Annotated in this window: 22 protein-coding genes and 2 tRNA genes; 5 read left to right on the top strand and 19 right to left on the bottom strand. The window is 71.8% G+C overall.

Annotated elements, in window-relative coordinates; translation table 11 throughout:
• Window positions 1–179: 179 nt before the first annotated feature.
• From HHX41_RS20280 to HHX41_RS20240, 9 genes are all read right to left on the bottom strand, one after another.
• A complete protein-coding gene (locus HHX41_RS20280; protein ID WP_182907226.1) occupies window positions 180–1229 on the bottom strand; it encodes a UDP-N-acetylmuramate dehydrogenase in 1050 nt (349 codons plus the stop codon).
• 40 nt (window positions 1230–1269) lie between these two features.
• Window positions 1270–1596, bottom strand: coding sequence for a hypothetical protein (locus HHX41_RS20275; RefSeq protein WP_169981338.1), 327 nt, complete (start codon window positions 1594–1596; stop codon window positions 1270–1272).
• A 41-nt stretch (window positions 1597–1637) separates the two neighbouring features.
• The gene (locus HHX41_RS20270; RefSeq protein WP_169981336.1) at window positions 1638–2066 is read right to left on the bottom strand and encodes a MaoC family dehydratase; all 429 of its coding nucleotides are present in this window, start codon (window positions 2064–2066) and stop codon (window positions 1638–1640) included.
• A gap of 1 nt (window position 2067) precedes the next feature.
• Window positions 2068–2517 (bottom strand): MaoC family dehydratase N-terminal domain-containing protein, encoded by a 450-nt coding sequence (locus HHX41_RS20265; RefSeq protein WP_182907225.1) that lies wholly within the window; start codon window positions 2515–2517, stop codon window positions 2068–2070.
• A 149-nt stretch (window positions 2518–2666) separates the two neighbouring features.
• Window positions 2667–2831 carry a 50S ribosomal protein L33 gene (gene rpmG / locus HHX41_RS20260; protein ID WP_036325591.1) on the bottom strand — a complete coding sequence of 55 codons (165 nt, stop codon included), beginning with the start codon at window positions 2829–2831 and terminating at the stop codon, window positions 2667–2669.
• A 78-nt stretch (window positions 2832–2909) separates the two neighbouring features.
• Window positions 2910–2983, bottom strand: a tRNA-Met gene (locus HHX41_RS20255).
• 177 nt (window positions 2984–3160) lie between these two features.
• Window positions 3161–3233 (bottom strand) — tRNA-Thr (locus tag HHX41_RS20250).
• A 93-nt stretch (window positions 3234–3326) separates the two neighbouring features.
• Window positions 3327–3767 carry a hypothetical protein gene (locus HHX41_RS20245; protein WP_182907224.1) on the bottom strand — a complete coding sequence of 147 codons (441 nt, stop codon included), beginning with the start codon at window positions 3765–3767 and terminating at the stop codon, window positions 3327–3329.
• A 59-nt stretch (window positions 3768–3826) separates the two neighbouring features.
• Window positions 3827–4036 (bottom strand): transposase, encoded by a 210-nt coding sequence (locus HHX41_RS20240; RefSeq protein WP_182907223.1) that lies wholly within the window; start codon window positions 4034–4036, stop codon window positions 3827–3829.
• A gap of 145 nt (window positions 4037–4181) precedes the next feature.
• Between HHX41_RS20240 and HHX41_RS20235 the strand changes: the two genes are divergently transcribed.
• On the top strand, window positions 4182–4802 hold the full coding sequence (locus tag HHX41_RS20235) for a hemerythrin domain-containing protein (RefSeq protein WP_182907222.1): 621 nt from the start codon (window positions 4182–4184) through the stop codon (window positions 4800–4802).
• Here HHX41_RS20235 and HHX41_RS20230 read toward each other — a convergent pair.
• Both HHX41_RS20230 and HHX41_RS20225 read right to left on the bottom strand, forming a co-directional pair.
• The gene (locus HHX41_RS20230) at window positions 4783–8139 is read right to left on the bottom strand and encodes a BTAD domain-containing putative transcriptional regulator (RefSeq protein ID WP_182907221.1); all 3357 of its coding nucleotides are present in this window, start codon (window positions 8137–8139) and stop codon (window positions 4783–4785) included. The genes HHX41_RS20235 and HHX41_RS20230 overlap by 20 nt on opposite strands.
• Before the next feature lie 19 nt (window positions 8140–8158).
• On the bottom strand, window positions 8159–8683 hold the full coding sequence (locus HHX41_RS20225) for a C40 family peptidase (RefSeq protein WP_182907220.1): 525 nt from the start codon (window positions 8681–8683) through the stop codon (window positions 8159–8161).
• Window positions 8684–8891: 208 nt separating this feature from the next.
• Here HHX41_RS20225 and HHX41_RS20220 point away from each other — a divergent pair, with 208 nt between their 5' ends.
• Window positions 8892–9227 (top strand): STAS domain-containing protein, encoded by a 336-nt coding sequence (locus tag HHX41_RS20220; RefSeq protein ID WP_169981325.1) that lies wholly within the window; start codon window positions 8892–8894, stop codon window positions 9225–9227.
• Here the strand turns inward: HHX41_RS20220 and HHX41_RS20215 are convergent, their stop codons facing one another.
• The 6 genes from HHX41_RS20215 to HHX41_RS20190 form a co-directional block, all read right to left on the bottom strand.
• A complete protein-coding gene (locus tag HHX41_RS20215) occupies window positions 9228–11393 on the bottom strand; it encodes a transglycosylase domain-containing protein (RefSeq protein ID WP_310742083.1) in 2166 nt (721 codons plus the stop codon). It abuts the gene before it with no gap.
• A 71-nt stretch (window positions 11394–11464) separates the two neighbouring features.
• Entirely contained in the window at window positions 11465–12346 is an 882-nt protein-coding gene (bla, locus tag HHX41_RS20210) for a class A beta-lactamase (RefSeq protein ID WP_182907219.1), read from the bottom strand.
• A 121-nt stretch (window positions 12347–12467) separates the two neighbouring features.
• A complete protein-coding gene (locus HHX41_RS41865) occupies window positions 12468–13580 on the bottom strand; it encodes an AAA family ATPase (RefSeq protein WP_182907218.1) in 1113 nt (370 codons plus the stop codon).
• Window positions 13577–14251, bottom strand: coding sequence for a nicotinamide riboside transporter PnuC (gene pnuC, locus HHX41_RS20200; RefSeq protein WP_182907217.1), 675 nt, complete (start codon window positions 14249–14251; stop codon window positions 13577–13579). Before pnuC ends, HHX41_RS41865 begins: the two co-directional genes overlap by 4 nt.
• Window positions 14252–14261: 10 nt before the next feature.
• Window positions 14262–14654: a DUF2809 domain-containing protein gene (locus tag HHX41_RS20195; protein WP_182907216.1), complete on the bottom strand. Its 393-nt coding sequence runs from the start codon at window positions 14652–14654 to the stop codon at window positions 14262–14264.
• 25 nt (window positions 14655–14679) lie between these two features.
• The gene (locus HHX41_RS20190) at window positions 14680–15234 is read right to left on the bottom strand and encodes a DUF1707 domain-containing protein (protein ID WP_182907215.1); all 555 of its coding nucleotides are present in this window, start codon (window positions 15232–15234) and stop codon (window positions 14680–14682) included.
• On the opposite strand from HHX41_RS20190, the gene HHX41_RS20185 reads away from it, so the two are divergent.
• On the top strand, window positions 15233–15844 hold the full coding sequence (locus HHX41_RS20185; RefSeq protein ID WP_182907214.1) for a cadmium resistance transporter: 612 nt from the start codon (window positions 15233–15235) through the stop codon (window positions 15842–15844). The two genes, HHX41_RS20190 and HHX41_RS20185, sit on opposite strands and share 2 nt — an antisense overlap.
• A gap of 218 nt (window positions 15845–16062) precedes the next feature.
• Complete coding sequence (locus HHX41_RS41860; RefSeq protein ID WP_310742082.1) at window positions 16063–19392, top strand: S8 family serine peptidase; 3330 nt, start codon at window positions 16063–16065, stop codon at window positions 19390–19392.
• Between the two features lie 53 nt (window positions 19393–19445).
• Here the strand turns inward: HHX41_RS41860 and HHX41_RS20175 are convergent, their stop codons facing one another.
• Window positions 19446–20840 (bottom strand): protein kinase domain-containing protein, encoded by a 1395-nt coding sequence (locus tag HHX41_RS20175; RefSeq protein WP_182907212.1) that lies wholly within the window; start codon window positions 20838–20840, stop codon window positions 19446–19448.
• Window positions 20830–22218 (bottom strand): DUF4407 domain-containing protein, encoded by a 1389-nt coding sequence (locus tag HHX41_RS20170; protein ID WP_182907211.1) that lies wholly within the window; start codon window positions 22216–22218, stop codon window positions 20830–20832. The genes HHX41_RS20175 and HHX41_RS20170 overlap by 11 nt, the downstream gene beginning before the upstream one ends.
• Before the next feature lie 227 nt (window positions 22219–22445).
• Here HHX41_RS20170 and HHX41_RS20165 point away from each other — a divergent pair, with 227 nt between their 5' ends.
• Window positions 22446–23870 (top strand): hypothetical protein, encoded by a 1425-nt coding sequence (locus HHX41_RS20165; RefSeq protein ID WP_182907210.1) that lies wholly within the window; start codon window positions 22446–22448, stop codon window positions 23868–23870.

Raw genomic sequence — 23870 nt, 5'->3', positions numbered from 1 at the left:
CCGCCGTACGACACCCGGGGAGTTCGGGCACGACTTCGGCCCGGCAGCATGCGGTCATGACTGTCGGGCCGAAGGTCTCGTCCGCCACGAGGGCTCCACGACCGGGCGAACGAACCGCCAGTGTGTCGATCAGTGGATTTCGGACTACTCCCCTTCGGTGTTGCCCCAGTCTAACCGTGCTAAAGACGTACTCCCACCAGCACGGGCTCGTTGACGAGCCACACCCCGAACTTCTCGTGCACGCCGTCGCGCACCTCTCGGGCCAGCGCCAGCAGTTCGTCCGCGCCGGCCTCGCCGGTCGGGTTGGTGAGGGCCAGCGTGTGCTTGGTCGAGATGCGGGCCCGTCCCTTCTCGTAGCCCTTGGGGAAGCCGGCGTTCTCGATCAGCCACGCCGCCGGGACCTTGACCGTGCCGTCGGGCATGTCCCAGCGCGGGTGGCCGGGGGCCCGCAGCGCCAGGGCCGCCGCCTCGTCCGGGCCGAGCACGGGGTTGGTGAAGAAGGACCCGGCGCTGCGCGTGTCCGGGTCGCCGGGGTCGAGGACCATGCCCTTGCCCCGCCGCAGCCCCAGCACCGCCTCGCGCGCGTCGGACAGCGGCACCCGCTCGCCGATCTCCACGCCGAGCCGGACGGCCAGCTCCCGGTACGCCACGGGCCCCGACAGCGGCGAGCGCTCCAGGGCGTAGGTGACGGCCAGCACCACGTGCCGGCCGGGATCCTGCTTGAACGCGCTGTGCCGGTAGGCGAAGCCGCACTCGGCCGCCGTGAGGTCCCGCACCTGGCCGGTGGTCCGGTCGTACACGCGGACGCCGGTGACGGTCTGCGAGACGTCCTGGCCGTACGCGCCGACGTTCTGGATCGGGGTGGATCCCACCAGCCCGGGGACGCCCGACAGGCACTCGACCCCCGACCAGCCCTCGGCCACACAACGGGCGGCCAGGGCGTCCCAGTCCTCCCCCGCCTGCACGGTGACCAGCGCGCGCCCGTCCTCGGCCGTCACGTGGACGCCCCGCGTGGCGACACGCACCACGAGCCCGTCGAACCCGTCGTCGGACACCACGAGGTTGCTGCCGCCGCCGAGCACCAGCACGGGCTCGTCCGCGCGGTCGGCCTCGGCCACGGTCGCGACCAGCTCGTCCTGCGTCTCCGCCTGCGTGAACGCCCGGGCCGGTCCGCCCGTCCGCAACGTGGTGTACGGGGCGAGCGGCACCCCTGCCAGCCGGTCAGCCATCGGTCTCCTCGCACCCCGGAACGTCCGACGAACAGGATAGCTATCCGCGGTCCTCGCGCTCCGCCTCGGCTATCGACTCGTCGATCCTCGACGTGGCCGAGCTGCCGTCCCACAGGAGCTGGGAGGCGACCACCGACGCCTCACCCGAAGGGGTCAGCGCGGTCTCGATCGTCCCGCCGGGCGCGACGTCCTGCTCCACCTCGTCGATCTCGGGGCCCGTGGCTTCGGCGGCCTGCCTGGCGTTGTCCGCCCGCGGCCGCGGCAGCCCGCCGCCGTGGGCGTCGCCCGCCTTGCCGGGGTCCTGGGTCTGTGCGGCGACGCCTGCGACGTCACCGGTGCGGTCCGCTGCGTTGTCTCGATCGCTCACGATCCGACCGCTACCCAGCACCACCGCGGCCAATCGGCCGGTCAGGAGAGCTGGACCACCGCACGGGCCTTGGACAGGACGCGGGAGTCGCCGGACTTCGCGGTCAGCGCGACGACGACACGCTTGTCCTCGCGCTTCTCCTCGACGATCCCGCTGATCGTGATCGTCGCGCCGTTGTCGTCGTCCGGCACCACGACCATGGACGAGAAGCGGACGCCGTACTCCACCACCGCGCCGGGGTCGCCCGCCCAGTCCGTCACGAACCGGCCGCCCTGGGCCATCGTGTACATGCCGTGCGCGATGACGTCGGGCAGGCCGACCGCCTTCGCGTACCGCTCGTTCCAGTGGATGGGGTTGAAGTCGCCGGAGGCGCCGGCGTACCTCACCAGGTCCACCCGGCGGACCCGGTATTCGACGGCCGGGATCTGCTGGCCGGCCTCCACCTCGTCGTACTTGACCGTCGCCGCCATGTCAGGCCGCCCCTCCCCGCTCCACGATGACGTTGTAGGTCCGGCAGACCAGCTCGCCGGAGGTGGTGGAGACGTCGCTGCGCAGGGTCAGGAACTCGTTGCGCCCGACGCTGCGGATCTCCGCGATGGTCGAGGCGCACACCAGCTCGTCGCCCGCGTGGATGGGCCTCTCGTACTCGAACCGCTGCTCGCCGTGCACAACCATCGAGAAGTCGAGCCCGAGCTCGGGGTCGGCGAGCGCGTCACCGGTCCCGAGAAGGCTGAACACGATGGGGAACGTGGGCGGCGCGACGACGTCCGGATGCCCGGCCGCCACCGCGGCCTGCCTGTCGTGGTAGATCGGGTTGGAGTCGCCGATCGCGGTGGCGAACTCGCTGATCTTCACGCGGCTGACCTCGTAGGGCGCGGACGACGCGTACGTCCGCCCGACGAAATCACGGTTCAAAGCCATCGGGCCGGGCTCCTTCTGCTGAGCGGGTAGGCCGTACCGTAACAGAACCCGGACACGACAAACCGGCGTCCCCGCGGGGGAACGCCGGTGTCGGAAGTGCGATGGGGTTCCGAAGTGATGCCTGCGCGGGACCGTGCCGCGTGCCGGAACTAGCGGGTCTCGCGGTGCGCCCGGTGCGTCTTGCAGTTGGGGCAGTACTTCTTCAGCTCAAGCCGATCCGGGTCGTTGCGCCGGTTCTTCCGCGTGATGTAGTTGCGGTGCTTGCACTCCTGGCAGGCCAGCGTGATCTTCGGCCTAACGTCTGTGGCAGCCACGTGGGAGTGCCTTTCTGCGTTCGGGACTACGGACAACCCACGCCGGGGCCGCCTTGTGCAGGTGGCCCGGGAGGGTAGTAGCGGAGGCCGGACTTGAACCGGCGACACAGCGATTATGAGCCGCTTGCTCTGCCTGACTGAGCTACTCCGCCTTGGCCGGAAATGGATCCGGCCACGCAAGGATACCCGACCTGTACGGCTATTCGCGCATCGGGATCAGCCATGATCGAGGTCGGTCTTCCCCTGGGGAAGAGGCATCCCCACCAAGCCGAAAGCCCCACCCGGCAGCATCAGTCAGAAACACTGCTTGGATAGGACTTCTCGACTAGAGCCCCCAAACGGAATCGAACCGTTGACCTTCTCCTTACCATGGAGACGCTCTGCCGACTGAGCTATAGGGGCGGGTCCGCCTGCCGCTCTCGCGTTGCGGACAGGTGTAACCATACACGGCCACGGCGACCTACGCGAATTCGAATCACCCGCGTCGCGGGCCGCTCAGGGCGTCGGCAGGACTCCGGACAGGTCGGCCTCGGGACGGTGCCGGACGGGCACATCGGCCGTGACCGCGTAGCGGCTGAAGTAGCCCTTGCCCTTGACCGGGATCACGCTGCTCAACGTCACCGTGGCGTCGTACGGCGCGTCCGCGCACTCGGGCAGGCACCAGGTGCCGCTGAGCTTGCCCGCGCCGGTCGCCCGGGTCGGTCCCCAGGTCCGCCAGGTGACCGCGCTCATCGTGCTGAACTCCGAGAGCACGAGGTTCGCCGGCCGCTGGTCGGGCCTGCCCCGCTCGGAGTCCCGCAGGTTGAGCACGTACACCGGCGTCTCGGGCGGGGGGTCCGTGGGCGCCGACCCGCAGCCGCCGAGGGCGGCGGCGAGCGCGCTGGCGGTGACGAACAGGCGGACGGGCAGGCGGACGGGCAGGGCAGGCAGGCGCATCGATTCCCCCTCGGCACTGTGAGTGCCCAGGGCCCGCGGCTGTTACGCCTGTGACCTGGCTACTTGACGGCCGTACGGGCGTCGCCGGCCCGGGCGGGCAGCGGGATCACCTCGCACAGGTCGGCGAGGTCGACATACCGGGCGACCTCCTCGACCGACAGGCAGTCGGCGACCACCTGGCCGTGGCGCCGCACCCGCAGCACCTGGCGGTCACGGCGGTACGCGGGAACGATCTCGTAACCGTCCGGTCCCACCCATCGGCTGTCCATGACGGAACAAACTATCGGGTTTTCCCCAGGCCTATCTCCCGTCCCATGGGAATCGGCCTTAAGTAGGGTCTTAACCGACCCCAAGTGCCCGCCCGCACAGTGAGCGTGACATACCGCCGTTCCCCCGCTCACGAAGGGTCCTCCGATGTCCGACACCCCCAACCTGCTGGGCTTCCGCATCACGCACCGGGCGATGCGGGCCGACTCCCGGCGCCTCGCCGACGTCACCGCCGAGATCGCCGCGGGCCGGCAGCCGTGCGGGCCGGAGCGCGCCAACGCCATCCGCGAGTACGCCACCAAGCTCTGCCGCGGCATCCACCACCACCACAAGGCGGAGGACGACCGTCTGTGGCCCCTGCTCGTCCGGTCCGCGGGCGCCGAGGTCGACCTGAGCGAGCTGAGCGAGGACCACTCCGCGCTCGACCCGCTGCTGGAGGAGATCCAGTCCGTCGCGGGCGACCCGGCCGAGCTGGCCAAGCCGCTGCGCCGGCTGGCGGACCTGCTCGACGAGCACATCGAGGAGGAGGAGCGCACGATCTTCCCGATCATCATGCGGCACGTGTCCGGCAAGGACTGGGAGGAGCTGGAGCAGTACGTCCGCAAGGGCGGCGACGCGCGCTTCGAGCTGCCGAGGATCGAGCAGCACGCACGGCCGGAGGAGATGGCGGAGCTGCGCGCGCTGGCCGGGCCCGTCCTGGTCGTCATGCTGGCGGTGCTGCGCCGCGCCCACCGGCGCCGCGAGCGCCTCATCTTCGGCGCCGCGTGAGCGCTGCGTCGTCAAGCCCACGGCGGGCGGCCTCCTCCCAGTGCGGGGAGCCGACCTGCCGGGCGACCTCGACGGCCCGCAGGTAGTGGGCCTCGGCGTCGCCGGGACGCCCCAGGAACGCCGCCAGATCGCCGAGCGTGTGCGCCACCGGCCCCAGCGTGACCGAGCCCGAGTGCAGGCCGGCCAGCTCGCCGTCGTACGGCAGGAGCAGCCGGTAACACTCCCCGGCCACCTCCGGGTCGCCCTGCTCGATCGCGTTGTCCGAGCGGAGAGCCATGAACACGAGCCAGTAGTAGTCCCGGCGAGGGGCGCGTACGGGAGCCCAGACCGCGCGGGCCTCCTCCGGGCGGCCGGCGCCGGCGAGCGCCCGCGCGTACAGCTCGCCCACGTCCTGCGGCAGGCGTTCCCACAGGGCGGCGAGCTCCTCGACCGAGTCGTGGACCCGTCCCGCCGCCAGCTTGACCACGAAGCGGCCGACCACTCCCACCATCGCGCCGTTGGCGTCACCGGTGCTGGCCAGCTGCTCCCCGAGTTGCGAGTAGACGCTCTCGGCCCGCTCGAACTCCCCCCTGACCAGCAGGTGCAGGGCGTCGAGGAAGCCGAGGATGCCGAGGGCCAGGCCGAGCTGGCCGCTCGTCGACAGCTCCATGGCCTTGTCGGCGTGCCGGCGCGCCGTGGTCCAGTCGTTGCGGCCCAGCGCGGCCATGAGCAGCGAGAAGTGGCCGAGCGTCTGATAGCCGAGGAGCCCGGCGGCGGCCGAGGCGGCCAGCAGATCGTGTCCGAGCCTCTCCAGGTCGTCCCGCCTGTCGGGGGTCAGGCAGACCCAGTAGCGGCCGTTGAGCGCCATGCACCGCAGGCGGGGGTCGCCGAGGGCGTCCGCGATCGCCAGCGCCTCCCCGCCGGCCGCCTCGATGCGCTCCGCGTCGTGTCCTTCGAGGGCGTGGCAGAGGGCGACGAGCATCCGGCAGCGCAGTTCCCCGGCCTCCGCGGGCAGCGACTCCTCGATCGCCCGGACGAGATCGGTGTCGAGCACGCGGTCCGGCTGGATGGTCCAGATGACCGGCGCGTCGAGCGAGGACACCGCCCGCGCCACCGCGTCCCGGCCGCCCATCCGGCGGGCCACCGCCAGTGCCCTCGTGCGGTTCCGCACCGCCGTGATGACGTCGCCCGCGTGCGCCTGCGCGGACACCAGACGGCACAGGAGGTCGAGGCGGACGTCCCGATGCGCGTCGTCCGTCCCCTCGCTCAGCAGGTCGAGCGCGCCCAGCGCGCCCTCCAGCAGCGCGGCCGCATCCCTGTGGGCGTAGAGCGCGGCCGCCTGCCCGGCGGCTCGCGCCGCGTACTCGGCGGCCGTGAGGGCGGTCGCGGTCGTCGCGGCGGCGAGCGCGTGGTGCCCGAGCGCCCCCACGTCGCCGGGGCGCACCCGCTCCAGCGCCGTCAGGACCTTGCCGTGCATCCGCGCCCGGCGCAGCCGCGGGATGTCCTCGTACAACGTCTCGCGGACGAGCACGTGGGCGAACCGGACACGGCCGGGGCGCGGCTCCTCCAGCAGCCCGGACAGCACGCCCGCCTCCAGGCCGTCGAGCACCGTGTCCTCGTCCGCCCCGGGCAGGGCGATCAGCACGTCCGCGTCCGCCTCGCGGCCGAGGACGGCGGCGGTGCGCAGCGTGGTCTGCGCCGTCGCGGGCAGCCGGGCGAGGCGGCGGCGGATGAGGTCGCGCACGCCGGGCGGCAGCGCGTGGGCCGCCGACGGGCCGTCCACCGCCAGCAGCCGGGCCGTCTCGGTCACGAACAGCGGGTTGCCGCCGGTCCGCTCGGTGACCGTGCGCACCGTGTCCTCGTCGACCTCCGTGCCGGAGCGTGCCACGAGCAGGCGGGCCACCTCCGGCTCGCCCAGGCCGCCCAGGGTGACGTGCTCCACCGTCTGCACGGCGAGCGCCGCGGCGGTGGCCGTGAGGTCGTCGCCCGCCTCGGCCGGCCGATGCGTCAGCAGGACGAGGACCGGCGTCCGGGTCAGGCGGCCCGCCAGGTGACGCAGGAGCTGGAGGCTCTCCTCGTCGGCCCGGTGCACGTCCTCCAGCACGATCAGCAGCGGTCCCGGCACGCCCTCCAGGTAGTCGCCGGCCGCCCGCGCCAGCCAGAACTGGCCCACGGGCGCCGCGTCGTCGGTCAGCAGGGGCGCCAGCCGAGCCGCGGTCTCGGGCGCGGGCGGGCAGGTCGCGGACAGCTCCCGCAGCACCTCGCTCCATGCCCAGGCGGGCGGCACGCCGCCGGTCGTCTCGGGGCAGCGGCCCACCACGGTCTGCCAGCCGTCCGCGGCCAGGCGCCGCACGAGCGCGTCGGCCAGGGTGCTCTTGCCCGAGCCCGCCTCACCGCCGAGCCACACGATGCGGAACCCGGCTCCGGCCTGCTCGGCCGCGGCGGCCAGCCGGGACAGCTCCGCCGTACGGCCGACCATGTGGGGGAGGACGGGGTCCGGGGCGGGCGCGGGAGCCGGGATCACGAGCTCCGGAACCACGGGCTCCGAAACCACGAGCTCCGAAACCACGGGCTCCGGAACCACGGGGGGCGCGTCGAGCGACTCGGCCTGCGCGAGGATGTCCGACTCCAGCGCGCGCAGGGCGGGCCCGGGGTCGACGCCGAGTTGCTCGGCGAGCAGGGCGCGCGTCCGGCGCAGGGCCGCGAGCGCCTCCCCCTGCCGCCCGGCCCGGTAGTAGGCGAGCGCGAGCAGCCGTACGGCGTTCTCACGCAGGGGATGCGCGGTGAGGTGACGCTCCAGCTCCGGGACGACCTCGGCGTGGCGGCCGAGCGCGAGCCCGGCCTCGGCGCGGTACTCCACCGCGACCGCCCGCAGTTCGTCCAGGTGGACCACCTCGGGGATGGCCCACTCCTCCTCGGTGAACTCCGCGTACGCCGGGCCGGTCCACAGCGCCAGGGCCTCGTCCACGATTTCGAGCGCGTTCGCGGGCCGCCCCTCGGCGAGCAGGCCGGCGGCGGCCTCGACCAGCCGGGGGAAGCGCCAGGCGTCCACGTCGCCGGGCTCCAGCGCCAAGCGGTATCCGGGGGGAGCGCTGACCAGCACGCGGGCGGCGGCGCGGGGGGCGCGGTCCGGCTCCAGGGCCCGCCGCAGGTTCGAGACGTAGACCTGGAGCGCGGCCAGCGCGCGCGGCGGCGGCTGCCCCCGCCACAGGTCGTCGACGAACCGGTCGGTCGACACCACGTGGCCCTGGGCACCCACCAGCCGGGCCAGCACGGCGCGCTGGAGCGAGGTCCCGAGGTCCGCGGGACGCCCGCCCACCTCCGCCGCGATTCGGCCCAGAACCCGCAATTTCACCATGACGGAGCAAGCATAGGGATCAGGCCGGATAGTGGTAGTAACCGAGCAGGTCGTCGAGAACGCTCACGTCGTCCATGCGGATCCGCGTCCCGGTGGCGAACGCGTTGATCATCTTTCCTCCGCCCACGTACACCCCGACGTGGTGGGTCCTGCCCGGCCTGCCGTAGAAGACCAGGTCGCCCGGGCGCGGCACGCCGACCCGGCGCAGTCTGCCGAGGTGGTCGTCGGTGTTGCCGGGGCCGAGCACGTCGCCGCCGAAGGCCAGGCCGTACACCCAGCGGGTGAACCCCGAGCAGTCGAAGCCACGCGTCCGGCTCGCCGGGCAGGGCTTGACCGAGCCGCTGTAGCCCCGGCACGTCCCCTTCGACGGTCCCGGCCGCGCCGCGTGCCCCCCGCCCCACGAGTACGGAAGGGAGCCCTGCGCGGCGTACGCGACGGCGACGGCCCGGGACAGCTCCTCGTCGAGCGGCGCCGATCCCGCGGCGGCCAGCGCGACGATCCCTCCGATCAGCAGCCGACGCTTCAGCGCCCGCGAAACCCCCATGGATCGGGACAATAGCCACCCGTCTTTTTATTGACCATAGAAGCTTTACCCCACTCGATCGACGCGCCGGAGGGGGATTGTTACTCTGAGTACGGCTCAGCTCGTACGTTCATCGACGTGTCGGTCGAAGCGCTTCGTCGGTCGCCCCGGACCTCCCCGTCCCGCTCCCCGGTGGTCCCCGGCGCCAAGGAGAGCGAAGGGAACCACCGTGGAGACGTGGACGGCACAACCCTCATCCCCCACCCGCTGGTGGGTGCTCGGGCTGCGCGGAGAGCTGGATCTCCACGCGGTACGGCACCTGCGCGAGCCGCTGCGCACGCAGATCGAGGCCCGCGGCCCGTGGCTGGCCATCGACCTGAGCGAGGTGCGGTTCATCGACACCACGGGCGTGGGGCTGCTCGTGCGCCTGGTGCACAACCTGCGCGAGAGGGACGGCGACCTGGCGCTCATCGCGCCGGGCGGTCAGGTGCTGCGCATCCTGCGCTGGACCAACCTGACCCGGCTGTTCCGCGTCCTCGACACCGCCGACGCGCTGGACGACTGACTAGTCCGGCAGGATCTGCACCGGCGTGTCGCCGCCTCCCGTCGAACCGCCGCCTCCCGTCGGACCGTTGCCCCCCGTCGGCGGCGTCACGGACACCAGGCCCCGGCAGCTCCCGCCGCAGCCGCCGAACCGCTCGGTGTCGATCGGCGTGAACTCCGTCGCGGGCACGCCCCGCAGCGCCCGCAGCATCGTGTCCTTCCAGATCGGGCCGGGGATGCTGGCGCCGAACACCGACCCGTAGTAACGACCGCCGATCGTGACGCCGTTCAGCTTGTACTTCTGGGCGCCGCGCGGATCACCGACGCTGACCGCGCCCGCCAGGTCCGGGGTGAACCCGGCGAACCAGGCGGAGGAGGAGTTGTCGTTGGTTCCGGTCTTGCCCGCCGCGTCGCGGCCGATGCCGCCCACCGCCGACATCGTGCCCTTGGTGAACACGCCCGACAGAATGTGCGCCGCCGCGTCGGCCACCTCGGGCTCGATGGCCTGACGGCACTTCGGCTTGTAGTCGGTGCTCTTGCCGGTGCTGTCGGTGATCCTGGTGATCGCCATCGGCGCGCAGTACTTGCCGCGCGCGCCGATCGCGGCGTACGCGGTGGCGACGGTCACCGGGTCCATCTCGTTGATGCCGAGCGTGAACGTCTCGTACTCCTGGAGCTTGCCGCCGTCGGCGCGGCGGATGCCCAGCGACTTGGCCGTCTTGACCACCTCGCAGAGCCCGACCCGCCGCTCGAGCTCCATAAAGAAGGTGTTGACCGAGTGCCAGGTGCCGGTCTGCAGGGTCAGCCAGCCGGGCGAGCCCTCGTCGTTGGTGACGGTGTGATTGACGTCGCCGATGCCCTCGCCCGAGCAGGTGGTGAACGTCGACAGGCTCGGGGCGCGGTAGCCGGCGCCCGCGCTGAAGCCGTCGTTGATCTTCATGCCCTGCTTCAACGCGGTGAGCAGGGTGAACGTCTTGAACGTCGAACCGGCCTGGAAACCCATGCCGCCGCCGTGCGCGACGTCGGCCACAAGGTTGTAGGACACCTGGTTCTTGCTCTTGCGCGTGCCGTACGGGCGGCTCGCGGCCATCGCCTTGATCGCCCCGGTGCCGGGCTGGACCAGCGCCTCGGCGGCGACGGGATTGTCGGACGGGTGAACCCACTTCCCGATCGCCCTGTCGGCGGCGGCCTGCATCGTGGGGTCGATCGTGGTCCTGATGGTGAGCCCGCCGCGGTTGAGGAACGCCAGGCGCTGCTTGGCCGTCTTGCCGAAGTCGGAGTTGTTGAGGATCTCGTTGCGCACGTAGACGCAGAAGTACGGATATTTGCTCGACTCGCAGCCGCCGGGCAGCGGGGTCCCCTTGTAGCCGAGCCTGGCCTTCTTCGCCTCGGCCGCCTGCTCCTTGGTGATCTTGCCGAGCTCGGCCATCCGGTCGAGCACGACGTTGCGCCGCTTGAGCAGCCGGTCGCGGCTGGTCTTGCCCAGGTTGGGGTCGGTGGCGTTGGGGTCCTGCACGGCCCCCGCCAGCGTCGCCGCCTGCGGCAGCGTCAGCTCGCTCGCGCTGATCCCGAAGAACCGCTTGGCCGCCGCCTCGACGCCGTACGCGCCCGCGCCGAAGTAGGCGATGTTGAGGTACTTCTCCAGGATCTGGTCCTTGGTGTACTTCTTCTCCACGCCCATCGCGTAGCGCAGCTCGTTGAGCTTGCGGGCGTAGCTGGCCTCCAGGGCCTTGTTCTTCTCCGCCTCGGTGTCGGCGGCGTTGAGCAGCACCTGCTTGACGTACTGCTGGGTGATCGAGGAGCCGCCCTGGGCCACCCCGCCCGACTGCAGGTTCGTGGCCAGGGCGCGGAGGGTGCCTTCGAGGTCGATCGGGCCGTGCTGGTAGAACCGGTAGTCCTCGATCGAGATGATGGCCGTCTTCATGATGTCGGCGATCCGGTCGGACGGGACGACCTCGCGGTACTGCTCGTAGAACCGCGCGATCTCGCGACCCTTCACATCCTGGATCACCGAGACCTGCGCCAGCGGGGGCTCGGCGAGGTCCCGGGGCGCGATGCCCACGTCCTCGACGGCCGACACCAGCCCGACGCCCGCGCCTCCCACCGCCGGCAGCGCGATGCCCGCGACCAGCACGCCCGCCGCCGCTCCCATGGCGGCCAGACGCAGCACCTTCCCCGTGGCGTTCACTAGATCCTCCCCCAAATGGCTATAGACAAGGTTATGGGGCCGTAAAGCGCGATCGGCCCCATAAACGGGTGTTACGGCAGCCGGCCGAGGCCGCGCGCGAGCACGGTCGCCGTCTTGGCGACGACCTTGTCGTCACCGGATCCGTCGGCCGCCAGGCGGTTGGTGTAGATCGCCATGATGATCGGGGCGGCCCCCTTCGCCGGCCAGACGACGGCGATGTCGTTGGCGGTGCCGTACGTGCCGCCGGTACCGGTCTTGTCGCCGACGATCCACGTCTTGGGCAGCCCGGCGCGGATGCGCGCGTCCCCGGTCGTGTTGTCGCGCAGCCACCCGAGCAGCCGTGAGCGGTCCTTCGCGCCGAGCGCGTCGCCGGCGGTGAGCGCGCGCAGGTCGCGGGCGATCGACGCGGGCGTGGTCGTGTCCCGCCTCTCCTTGGGCGACCACTCGTTGAGCTCGGTCTCCCATCGGTCAAGCCGCGAGATCGGGTCCTTCAGCGTACGGAAGTAGCGGGTGAGCCCCTCCGGCCCGCCGATGCGCTTCAACAGCATGTTGCCGGCGGTGTTGTCGCTGTAGATGATCGCCGCCCGGCACAGCTCGGCGAGCGTCATGCCGTCCTTCACGTGCTTGCCGGTCTCCGGCGAGTACGGCTTCACCTCGTCGGCCGTCCAGTGGACGACCTTCTTCGTCAGCTCCCTGTCGGTGGTGCGGGCCAGCACCGCCGCGGCGGCCACCGCCTTGAAGGTGGACGCCAGCGCGAACCGCTCGCCCGCCCGGTAGCCGATCGTCTTCCCGGTCGCCGTGTCGATCGCGTACGCGCCGATGCGGCCCTTGAAGGACGTCTCCAGCGCCCGCAGCGCGGCGGCCGGGGTCGCTTCCGCGGCCGCCGGCGGGGCGGCGCCGACCAGGACGAATACCGTCATCGCGGCGGCTTTCACCGTCACCGGGTGTCCCATGGCATGTCCTCGCTCTCGTGCGCCGGTGATCTGTCAGACGCAGGAGCAAACCAGAGGGTTCGGAACAAGTCCAATATTTATATGGACATCCGGCCGATATCGGTTCACATATGAGCCGAGCTCAGAGCGGCGGGGCGAAGTGGCGGCCGGCCGCGACGAGATCGTCCACCGCCCGCGCCGCGGCGGCGAGCCGCTCCCCCGGCGGCCCGGAGACGACGACGTGCGGGAGGCCGCGCCCGGCCAGCTCGGCGCGCAGCCGCCGGTCCATCTCGTGCCTGACGTGCTCGCCGTCGCGCCAGCCGTCCTGCACGAAGGGCACGCCGTCCACGGACGTGTGGATCCACAGGTCGTGCCGGGCCCGCTCGTGGACGCGCAGGACGTCCGTGCTCACCGTGCCGAGGTAGCGCTCGTGCCACAGGGCGGTGGCGAGCGCGTCGGTGTCGCAGAACAGCACGGGCGAGCCGGCCCGCGCCGCCGCCTCCTCCCAGCCGAGCTGCCGGTGTGCGATCAGCGTGAACTCCTCCGGCTCCCACTCCAGGTCGTCGAGCCAGGGCTCGGGCGCTCCCGCCAGTTTGGCGGCCCGGCGGGCCAGGGCGAGCTTCTCCTCGCAGTAGGTCCTGCCGTACTCGGGCACCCACCGGGTCGCGGACCAGACACCGCCGCGTGCGGCGTAGTGGGCGGCCAGGGCGCGGGCGAGCGTGGTGGTGCCGGTGGACTCGGCTCCGACGACGACCACCCGCCAGGCGAGGTGAGCGCGTACGGCGGGGCTCAGCCAGGGCCACGCGGCGACCGGGTCGTCGCGGACCATCGTCCCGCTGACCGGATGGCGGTTCCGGTCCGGGTCGACCGCCACGTGCGCGCCGCCGAACCTGCGGGCCAGCTCCGGCCCGTACGCCTCGGAGGAGAAGACGGCGTCCACGTCGGGCGCGCCGCCGCCGTGGGCGAGCGCCAGCGCGTGCCGGAACGCCTCGACGTGCGCGGCCCAGACGTCCGGGTCGTCGTAGTCGATCTCGACGTCGTCCACCACCGGCGCCACCACCACGTGCGGCTGCGGATGGGCCTCGCGCAGCCACGCCGTACGCAGGGCGAGCGGGATGCTCTCCACGCTCGATGCGGCCACGACCACCGTGACCAGCGCGCAGTGCTCGGCGGCCGTGTCGACGAGGTGGTGGTGGCCGGCGTGCGGCGGATAGAACTTGCCGATCACGAGTCCGTGCGCGTAGCGGGCGCTCACCGTGCCACCGCCGCGTCGCCGTCGCGTTCATCACCGGGGACGGGAACGGGCCGGGCGGCCAGGTCGCGCCGCCAGGCGACCAGCCCGGCCACGCACAGCGCGAGGAACAGCACGTAGAGGACGCTGGTGAGGTAGAGGTCCTTGTACGCGTAGAGGGGGATGTAGATCAGGTCGGCCGCGATCCACAGCCACCACGACTCCACCCGCTTGCGGCACTGGCCATAGGTCGCCATGAGCGACAGGGCGGTCGTCAGGGCGTCCCAGAACGGGACGGCCGAGTTGGTCCAGGAGGCGAGCGCGGCGGTGAGCAGCCCGGTGACCCCTGCGCCGGCGAGGGCGAGCCACACCCATTCGGCGCGGCCGGTCCTGGTGACCGTGAGCGTGGTCCGCCCGGCCCCGCCGTAGAGCCACTGCCACCAGCCGTACAGGCCGAGGACCACGTAGACGATCTGCAGGCCCGCGTCGGCGTACAGTCCCACGGCCAGGAAGACGAGGCCCAGGAGGACGACGTTCGCGACGCCGATCGGCCAGTTCCAGATGTTCTGGCGGGCCACCAGCCAGACGGTGAGCGCTCCGGTCACGAAGCCGAGCAGCTCGGCCCAGCTCGTCGACACGCCGCCCAGGGTGACGGCGGGCTCCAGGAGGGGTCCCAGCAGATCGGTCAGTGCCACCACGACCTCCTTAATCGTCAGTGTGACGATAACAAGGGATCGCGATCAGGGAAACATGGACGACGTATCCGGCGGCAGCGCCCGCGGCGTACCAGAACAGGTCGGGGGCGTTGAAGGTCGTGCCGAGCGCCAGCCGGGCCAGCGTGCTGTGCGCCGACAGCTCGGCCGGCACGCCGGTGAGCTGGGCGAACTCGACCAGCCAGCTCAGGCAGAGCGCCACGGCCGCCACCACGACCGGCCGGGCGCGCGGCGCGGCCACGACGACCAGCGCGTACACGAGGAGGGTGTAGAGGAAGTCGCCCGCGTACTTGGCGACCGCGCCCGGCAGCAGCGCCCGGACCGCCAGGCCCGCGGCCACGACCACCACGGCGGCGGCCAGGGCGGCGAGTCGGCGATGCGGCATCCGGGCACCCTATCGGGCCCGGTCGTCAGGGGATCCGGTGGTAGCGCACCCAGATGTCGCCGCCGATGTGCCCGGACAGCCGCAGCACGACGCCGTCGGGGTCGGGCGGCACGGGAGAGGTGTTGTGCACGCGTTTGTGCCTGATCCATCCGCCGGAGGTCACCTCGTCGGCGACGACGCGCCAGCCGATCGGGACCCGGATGACGACGTCTCCGAACATCGAGTCGCAGCGGACGGTCATGTCGATCTCCCGGTGCGGGCAGTCCGCGTACCGGAAGTCGACCACCGCCGTCCGCCAGGTGCAGTCGAGCGTGATGCGCGGCGGCACCCGCCAGCGCCCGGTCCTCCTGACGGCGCGCGTGCCGCGGGTGAACAGCAGCAGGTCGTCGGCCGGCTCCGATCGCACCTCCGGGGCCCGCGTCCCGGGCAGGTCCGCGACCAGGGCCTCCAACTCGCCGTAGGTGCGCGCGGCGTACAGACGGTCGAGCCGATCGGTCAGTTCGTCCAGCGTGATGCGGCCCTCCCCGACGGCGGCGCGCAGCCTTTCCGCGGCCCGCGGCATCTTATGCTGACCTGCCATGGACGGCATCCCCGCCACGCTCGGCACCGCCTGTGCGGTCTTCGCGGGTACCAACGTCGACGACATCGTCATCCTGACCGTGCTGTTCCTGTCGGCGCGCGCCCGGGGCCGGCCCCGCCCCTGGCAGATCGTCGCCGGCCAGTACGCCGGCATCGCGGCGCTCGTGCTCGTGTCGGGCGTCGCCGCCCTCGGCCTCACCGTCGTCCCCGACGAGTGGGCAGGGCTGCTCGGCCTGGTCCCCCTCGCCCTTGGCGTACGCGGCCTGGTCGCGGCCCTGCGGGCTTCCGACGGGGACGAGGATCCCTCGCCCCCGGTGGCCGGCGGCGTCGTGCCGGTGGCCGGCATCACCGTGGCCAACGGCGCGGACAACATCTCCATCTACACGCCGCTGTTTCGCACCATCGGACCGGCGGACGCCCTGCTCACCGTCGCCGTGTTCGCCGTCCTCGTCGCCGTCTGGTGCGCGGCCGGGTCCTGGCTCGGCTCGCACAAGAAGATCATTGAGCTCGTCGAGCGGTTCGGGCACTGGCTCGTCCCCGTCGTCTTCATCGCGATCGGCACGGCGATCGTGCTCGAATCCGGCGCCATCGGCCGCCTCTTCTCGCAGTAGGCCGTGTCATCAGCAAAGAGCGCCAAATATCCCTTCATGGAACGATCTAGCCGGAAAAACGATCGCTAGTTAAACTCCGAGTCAGCTTCGGCCGCCCGTCTCGGGTGGCCGTTCGCCCGTCGCCCAACGGGGAGGGCCCGTGCCCTCCCATGCCCGGGGGCGGCGCGGCTCCTCCACGCCCTGAGCGGCGGGGCCTCACAGGTCTCCATGGAGGTGTCGTGTCGAGGAAGCCCCCACCTGCCTACTTACGGACCACAGCGGTCGTCGCCGGCCTCGGCCTCGTGACGGCGATCATCCCGGCGGCCTCCGCCGCCGCCGACCCCAGCCCCACCCCGTCGCGGTCGTGGAGCGCCACCGCCGTGACGGGCGCCGAGCGCGTCCAGGGCGCCAAGTCCCCCAGCGGCCGGCTCGCCAAGAGCGACCCCGCGCTGCTCGCCTCGCAGTCGCCGGAGCGGACGAGCGTCGTCGTCAAGCTCGACTACGACTCGCTCGCGGCCTACAAGGGCGGCCTGCCGGGTCTGCCCGGCACCAGCCCGTCGGTCACCGGCAGAGCGCTCAACCTGAAGAGCGGTGACGCGGCGAAATACCAGAAGCACATCGAGAGCGTCGAGAACACCTTCCTACGCGAACTCGGCGACAAGATCCCCGGCGCCAGGGCCGGGCAGAAGCTCCGCACGGTCTACGGCGGCGTCGCCCTGACGCTTCCCGCCAACAAGGCCGCCGACCTGCTGAAGCTGCCCGGTGTGGCCGCCGTGCAGGAGGACAGGCGCGAGCAGCCCCTCACCGACTCCAGCCCGGAGTTCATCGGCGCGACCACCGTCTACAACCGGCTCGGCGGCGCGAAGTCGTCGGGCAAGGGCGTCATCGTCGGCATCCTCGACACCGGCGCGTGGCCGGAGCATCCGTCGTTCGCCGACCCCGGAACGCTTCCGGCTCCCCCGCCGAGGGCGGACGGCACCGCGCGTACGTGCGACTTCGGCGACAACCCGCTGACGCCGGCGGCCGACCCCTTCCGGTGCAACAACAAGCTGATCTCCGGCCAGCCGTTCCTGGAGACGTACAACGCGATCGTGGGCGGGGAGGTGTACGGGGACAGCGCCCGTGACTCCAACGGCCACGGGACGCACACCGCCACCACGTCGGCGGGCGGGCCGGTCGACCACGCCGACCCGCTCGGCATCGACCGCGGCGCGATCCACGGCATCGCGCCCGCAGCGCACGTCGCGGTCTACAAGGTCTGCGGCGCGGAGGGCTGCTACCAGTCCGACTCGGCGGCCGCGGTCGCGCAGGCCATCGCCGACGGCGTGCGGGTCATCAACTTCTCGGTCGGCGGCGGCTCCGACCCCTACAGCGACCCGGTCGAGCTCGCGTTCCTCGACGCGTACGCCGCGGGCGTGTTCGTGTCGGCCTCGGCGGGCAACTCGGGGCCGGGCGCGGCGACGACGGACCACCGCGGCCCGTGGGTGACCACCGTGGCGGCCTCGACGCAGAGCCGCACCTTCCAGTCGACGATCACGCTGACCGGCGGGCCGTCGATCAAGGGTGCGTCGATCACAGCGGGCGTCTCCTCGCCGCTGCCCGTGGTGCTCGCGTCGGCCCCGCCGTACAACGACCCGTTGTGCGTCAACCCGGCGCCTCCAGGGCTGTTCGCCGGGAAGATCGTCGCCTGCGAGCGCGGCCCGAACCGGGTGCTCAAGGGATTCGCGGTCAAGCAGGGCGGCGCCGCGGGAATGATCCTGTACAACTCCACCCCGCTCGACGTCATGACCGACAACCACTGGCTGCCGACGGTCCACATCGACAAGCCGGAGACCGACGTGCTGCTCGCCTGGCTGAGCTCGCACCCGGGCGGCACGGCGAGCTTCACCCAGGGTGAGAAGGCCACCTGGCAGGGCGACGCGATGACGACGTTCTCCTCGCGCGGCCCGGGCGGCGACTTCCTCAAGCCCGACGTCACCGCGCCCGGCCTGCACATCCTGGCGGGCACCACCCCGACCCCCGAGTCGCCGCTGGAAGGCCCCCCGGGCAACCTGTACCAGGTGATCGCCGGCACCTCGATGTCGTCGCCGCACGTCGCGGGCGCGGGAGCGCTCGTGTTCGCGCTGCACCCCGACTGGACGCCCGGCCAGGTCAAGTCGGCCCTGGAGACCACCGCGACGACGAAGGTCACCAAGCAGGACCGCAGCACCCCGGCCGACCCGTTCGACTACGGCGGCGGCCGCATCGACCTGAGCAAGGCGGGCGACGCGGGCCTGACCCTCGACGAGACCGCGGCGAACTACGCCGCCTCGGCCGCCGACCCGCTGAACCGCATCGACCTCAACCTGCCGTCGGTCAACGCGCCCGTCATGCCGGGCGTGATCACCGCCAAGCGCACCCTCGTCAACGCCACCGGCAAGACGCTGGTCTACACCGCGTCGGGCACCACCGTCAGCGGGGCGAACATCACGGTGCTGCCGCCGCTGTTCACGGTGAAGCCGGGCAAGAGCCAGAAGATCACCGTTGTGATCACCGCGCCCGACCTGCCCGACGGGCAGTACTTCGGCCAGGTGAACCTCAAGCAGGTCGGCGGCAACCGGGAGCAGCACCTGCCGGTGGCCTTCTACCGGCAGGAGGGCGCCGTGCCGATCGACCAGACCTGCGCGCCGAGCACCATCGCCAGGAACACCGGCGAGTCCACCTGCACGGTCACGGTCCAGAACAACACCCTGGAGAACACCGACGTCACCGCGCTGAGCACGCTGGACGCGAAGCTGCGGCTCACCGGTGTGACCGGCGCGACCAAGGTCGGCACCCAGATCGTGACGGCCAGGAGCACGCTCGCGGGCAGGCAGCCGGACAAGCCGACCATCGCACCCGGCGTGGGCCCGGCGGGCTACCTGCCACTGTCGGCCTTCGGCATCGCCCCGACCCCCATCGGCGACGAGGAGGCGCTGAACTTCACCGTCCCGGCGTTCACCTACGCCGGCCGTACGTTCAACAGGATCGGCGTCGTCTCCAACGGCTACACGGTCGCGGGCGGCACGAACGGCGCGGCGGACATCCAGTTCGCACCGCAGACGCTGCCCGACACGGCCCCGCCGAACGGCGTGCTCGCGTCGTACTGGACCGACCTGAACGGCACAGGGGCGCCGGGCGTCTACGTCGCCACCCTGACCGACGGCGTGAACAGGTGGCTCGTCGTCGAATGGCAGGTCAACCTGTACGGCACGAACAGCCGCAAGGTCTTCCAGCAGTGGATCGGGCTGGGCGGCGCCGAGGACATCTCGTACGCCTACGACCCGGCCAACCTGCCGGGTGACCCGGGGGCGGACTACGGCCTGACCGTCGGCGCCGAGAACGCGGAAGGCAACGCCGGCAGCCAGATCAGCGGCCCGCCGACGCAGGACTACCGGATCACCAGCACGCCGGGCGCCCCCGGCGGCACGCTCAGCTACTCCTTCAAGGTCAAGGGCGTGTCCTCGGGCACCGGCACCGTCACGACCGGCACCTCCACCCCCCAGGTGAAGGGCATCACGGTCGAGGTCGACAAGATCACCGTTCAGTAGGGATTCCCGGGGCCCGGCGGACAGCGAAGTCCGCCGGGCCCTCGTCCACGGGTTCAGCCGGCGGTGGCGATCTGGGCGCGTACGGCGGGGCTGAGCCCGGCCAGAAGGCGCTCGGCGCGGCCGTCGGTGGTCGCCCGGAGCAGGGCCGCGGTGACAGGCGGGGGCACGTACTCCAGCACCTGCCGGGCCCGCCGGGTCGTCATCGCCTCGACCAGCCGGACCGCGGCGGGCGTGACGCCGAGCGCGTTGAGGATGTCCGCGGCGACCCGATCGGCCACGTCCGCCAGGATGCTCGCGCCCCGGCTCGCCCGCATCTGCCGCAGCAGCGCGGCCGCTCCCGCCGCGGTCATGTGACCGATCACCCGCCCTGCCTGGCCGGGCGGCAGCAGGGCCAGCACCTCGGCCGCCCGGGAGGGATCGCCCGCCATGGCGTCCAACGCCTGTCCGGCCGCACCGGGCGGCATCGCGGCCAGCGCCGCGGCGGCGCTGTGCGGAGAAGAGCCGCGCGGAGAAGAGCTGTGTGGAGAAGAACCGCGCGGCGACACGCGCGGTGACGACGGCGGCGGCTGCTGCGGTGTCTGTGGCGGTGAGTGCGGCGGCCGCCTCGGCGGCGTGGACCGCGGCGGCGCGAGGATCGCCGTCAACCGGCGGTCGAGTTCGGCCGCCCCCATCCGGAGGCCGGGGTCCTTCCTGAGCAGCCCGGCGATCACGTCGTACAACGGCCCGGGGCGGCGAGGCCGCGGAAGTCCTTCGCTGCAGACGGCGTGCACGGTCGCGTAGGGGTTGTCCCGCCGGAAGGGCGAGTAGCCTTCCAGCGCGCAGAAGAACGTGACTCCGAGCGACCACAGATCGGCGGCCGGTCCCACCGCTCGCCCGTCGACCCGCTCCGGCGCCATGAACTCCGTGGTGCCGAGCAGGGTGCTGCGCGAGGTGAGCCCGCTCTCGCCGACGATGTGGGCGATGCCGAAGTCGACCAGAACCGCCCTGCCGTCATGCCCCACGACGATGTTGGCCGGCTTGACGTCGCGGTGCAGCACGTGCGCTGCGTGCGCGGCCGTCAGCCCGGCCAGCACCTCGCGTCCCATGGTGGCGATCTCGCCCTCGGACAACCGCCGCCGCCGCATCAGGTCGTCCAGGGAGCCGCCCTCGACGTAGACCATGACGATCCACGGCGAGCCGCCCTCCTCGAAGACGTCGTAGATCCCGGCGATCGCGGGATGCCCGATCCGGGCCAGGGACCGAGCCTCCCGCAGAGCCCTCGCCCGCTGGACCTCGATCCTCTCCCCGTACGGCGTCAGGGCGATTTCCTTGAGCGCGACGAGCCGGCCGAGCATCCTGTCCTTCGCGAGCCAGACCGTGCCCATGCCGCCACGGCCGAGCTGGGACCTCAGCTCGTAACGGTCTCTGATCATCCGCCCGGGGCTCGCCATGGGAGCGTCAGTCGTCATCGGGCAGCAGCTCGACTCCCCCGTGGCGTTCGGCGCCGGTCCGCGGCACCCGCATGGTCCTGTCGTCCGGCATCCGTCTCAGCTCCTGGTCCTCCAGCGAGTCGTACACGTCGGTCTCGCCGACGGTCTCCGCGCGGGTGCCGGTCGGGCCCGCCGGGTACGGCGCGCCGCCCTCGGGAATGGTCACGACCGGCTGGGGGCCCGTTTCGCCCGTACGGGACCAGATGCGCCAGACGTCCTGGGAGCGGGCCGAGGGCGGGACGGACGTCCCCGGACCGGACGTGCCGGACGAGGCGAAAGTGCCCCGCGCGTCCCGGAACTCGTGCTTCTCGGCCAGCGCGAGGACCTTCTCGTAGTTGCCCGGCCGCTGCATCAGCTTGACCGCGATCGGCAGGCACTCGATGAGGAGGAACAACAGGAACAGCAGCAGGCGGGTGACGCTGAGGCTGGCGTCCTTGCCGGTCACCTCGTTGAGCGCCTGGATGCGGATGAGCAGGCCGTTGGTCGCCATATTCTCGGCGTCGAAGGACGCCTGGAGGTCCGCCTGCCGTTTGATCCCCGCGTCGAGCTGCGCCTTCGCCTTGGGCAGGGCCTCCTGCGCGCTGGCGAGGCGGGCCTGCTTGGCCTCCTCGCTACTCGCGCTCAACTCCCGCTTGCGGTTCTCGATCTGCCGGTTGATCAGGTCGATCCGCCGCTTGTCCTTCTCGTACGCGCGCCGGCTGTCCTGCGCGAGAGGACCGTCGCCCTTCTTCGGGCACGAGGGCCCTCCGTACAACTGGCACTGCCACTCGTCGTAGTGCTTGTCGGCCAGTTTCTGCTGTCTGGCGCGCTCGACGGTCAACGCCTTGACGCCCGGGTCCTGCTCGGTGTCGATGGGCACGTCGCCACCGGAGGAAATGACCTTCTCCAGATCCGCCACCTCCTTGCGGAGCTGGCCGACGTCCTTGCCGACGTTGCCCTGCTGCTGCTGCGCGACGAACACGTCCGCACGCCGCTGCTTGATTTGCACGATTTGAGCATCTATCTCGGACCGGAAAATCTGCAGCACCAATGGCGTGGAGATGACGAAACCGAGCAGGAGTGCCATGAGAACGCGCGGAACGGCCAGCGGCCAGCGGCGCGGGGCGTCCGCCCGCATCGTGGTGACCAGCCAGCGGTCGAGGCTTAGGATCATCAGGCCCCAGACAAGCGCCGCGATGACCGCCAGGACGACGTTGACGCCCAGGGCGCTGTTCAGGGCGAACGTCATCGAGACGACCGCGAGGACGGCCGTGGTGAGCACGGCGCCGCCGATGCCCTCGAACTTCCCGTACTCCGTCGGGCACCGTTCGAGCACCTCCGGCCGCGCTCCGGACAGCGCAATCAGAAACCGTCTCATGTTTCTCCTCGCCTACGCGGCCCCACCTGGAGCGCCATATTGCGACGTGGCATAACGCACGCGACGCGGGCTATCGTAGATCCCGGTCGTGAGATTGCGGGAAACTGACAATGATTCGACGCAACGACACAACAAGAAGCCTAGCGTTATGACAAGTCGTCTCTTCGTAGTTGTGGACTTGACATAAAGGGACGTGGGCGACGAATAGGACGATAACCGGAGGATTCGTGCCAGAGCCCGACAAGGCTCTGCTTCGCAAGGCCGTCGCCCGGGCCGTTGCGGGGCTCACCGCCACCGGCCGCCTCACGATCGTCGAGGTCGCAGCCGACGCGATGACCGTCTTCCGGATCCACCGGGACGACAACGGCAGGCCTCGCTGCCACTACTGGTCGCTGTCGTGGGGCGACCTGACCTCCGAGCACGGGTGGGGGGACGAGTCCCCCCGGCAGGCCGTGCTCCGGGCCGCCGACCTGCCGTCCGCCGACGAGGTCGTCCTCGTCTGCTCGTTTCCGGACGGCGCGGAGGCGAGCCGTGTGCTCGGCTGGCTGAGCGAGGAGCGGCCCGCCGCCGTCCACCCCGTCGACGGGCCGGTCACCGCGATCGTCGAGGACGTCCTGGCCTCCGACCCGCTGTCTCGGTCGTACGACCTGGTCGTGATGCGTGCCGACCACCCGAGCGGGCGACTGCGGCTGGGGAGCAAGCAGCTGTTCCCGATCGGCGCCGTCCCCGGCACCCGGGCCGAGGTGACCGTCCGCTGCGAGCCCGGCGACGAGTACGGCACCGCGTTCGCCGTGGTCACCTGGCAGGGCCGGGAGCCCCGGCTGCTGTCGGTGCACAGCGCCAGGCTCACCCCTGGGCGTTACCTGCTGACGGCCGAGCTGATGCGGCCGGGAAAGGTGCGGTTCACCGGCCTGGGCGAGCTGACCCGTGACCCGCGCGACTGGAGCGACCTCGTCGCCGCGGCGCCGTCACAGCTGCCGCCCCGGACCGGGCCGGCGCATCTGATCTGCGCGGTGGAGGTGTGCGGGCCCGACGCCAAGGTGGAGGAGCGACTGAGCCGGGTGCGCCAGGTGGTCAGTTTCCTGTCCGCCGAGCTCGCCGGCCTCCTACGGGTCTCCCTCGTGGCGTACGGCGCGCACTCCTACGACGACCGGTCGCAAGGAGAGCATCCGGTGGAGGTCGCCGCCTGGCAGGTCGCGCCCGAGCACGCCCTCGCCGCTCTGGAGCCGCTGGAGGAGCGCGGCGCGATCACCGAGGGCTATCCCTACTACCCGCACGCCGCCCAGCTGGAGGACATGCTGGACGCCGTGGCCCGTCGGCTCTCGACGTCGGAGCACATGCGCACGGTCCTGCTCACAGTCGGCGACCGCCCGCCGCATCCGGTGCGCGCGAACCGGTCGTTGATCCTGCCCTGCCCGCACCCGCACGACTGGCAGTCACTCCTGAGTCGCGTCCAGCGCCGGCCGGACACCCTGCTCGCCGCGATCTGCGACCGCCGGGACGCCTCCGCGCACCCGGCCTGGCGTCAGCTCGGCGCGGACGCCGTCGCGCATCTCGACGCCCTCGACATCCGGGGGCTGGCCACCGATCTGGGGCTGAGTGCGCCCGCCGCCCTCCCCATCCCGTTCCCCCTCCTCGACGAGACGGAGTGA

Origin of the sequence: Microbispora sp. H13382 (assembly GCF_014161445.1) — a bacterium.
Taxonomy (GTDB): domain Bacteria; phylum Actinomycetota; class Actinomycetes; order Streptosporangiales; family Streptosporangiaceae; genus Microbispora.
This window is presented reverse-complemented; position numbering and strand designations above follow the sequence as displayed.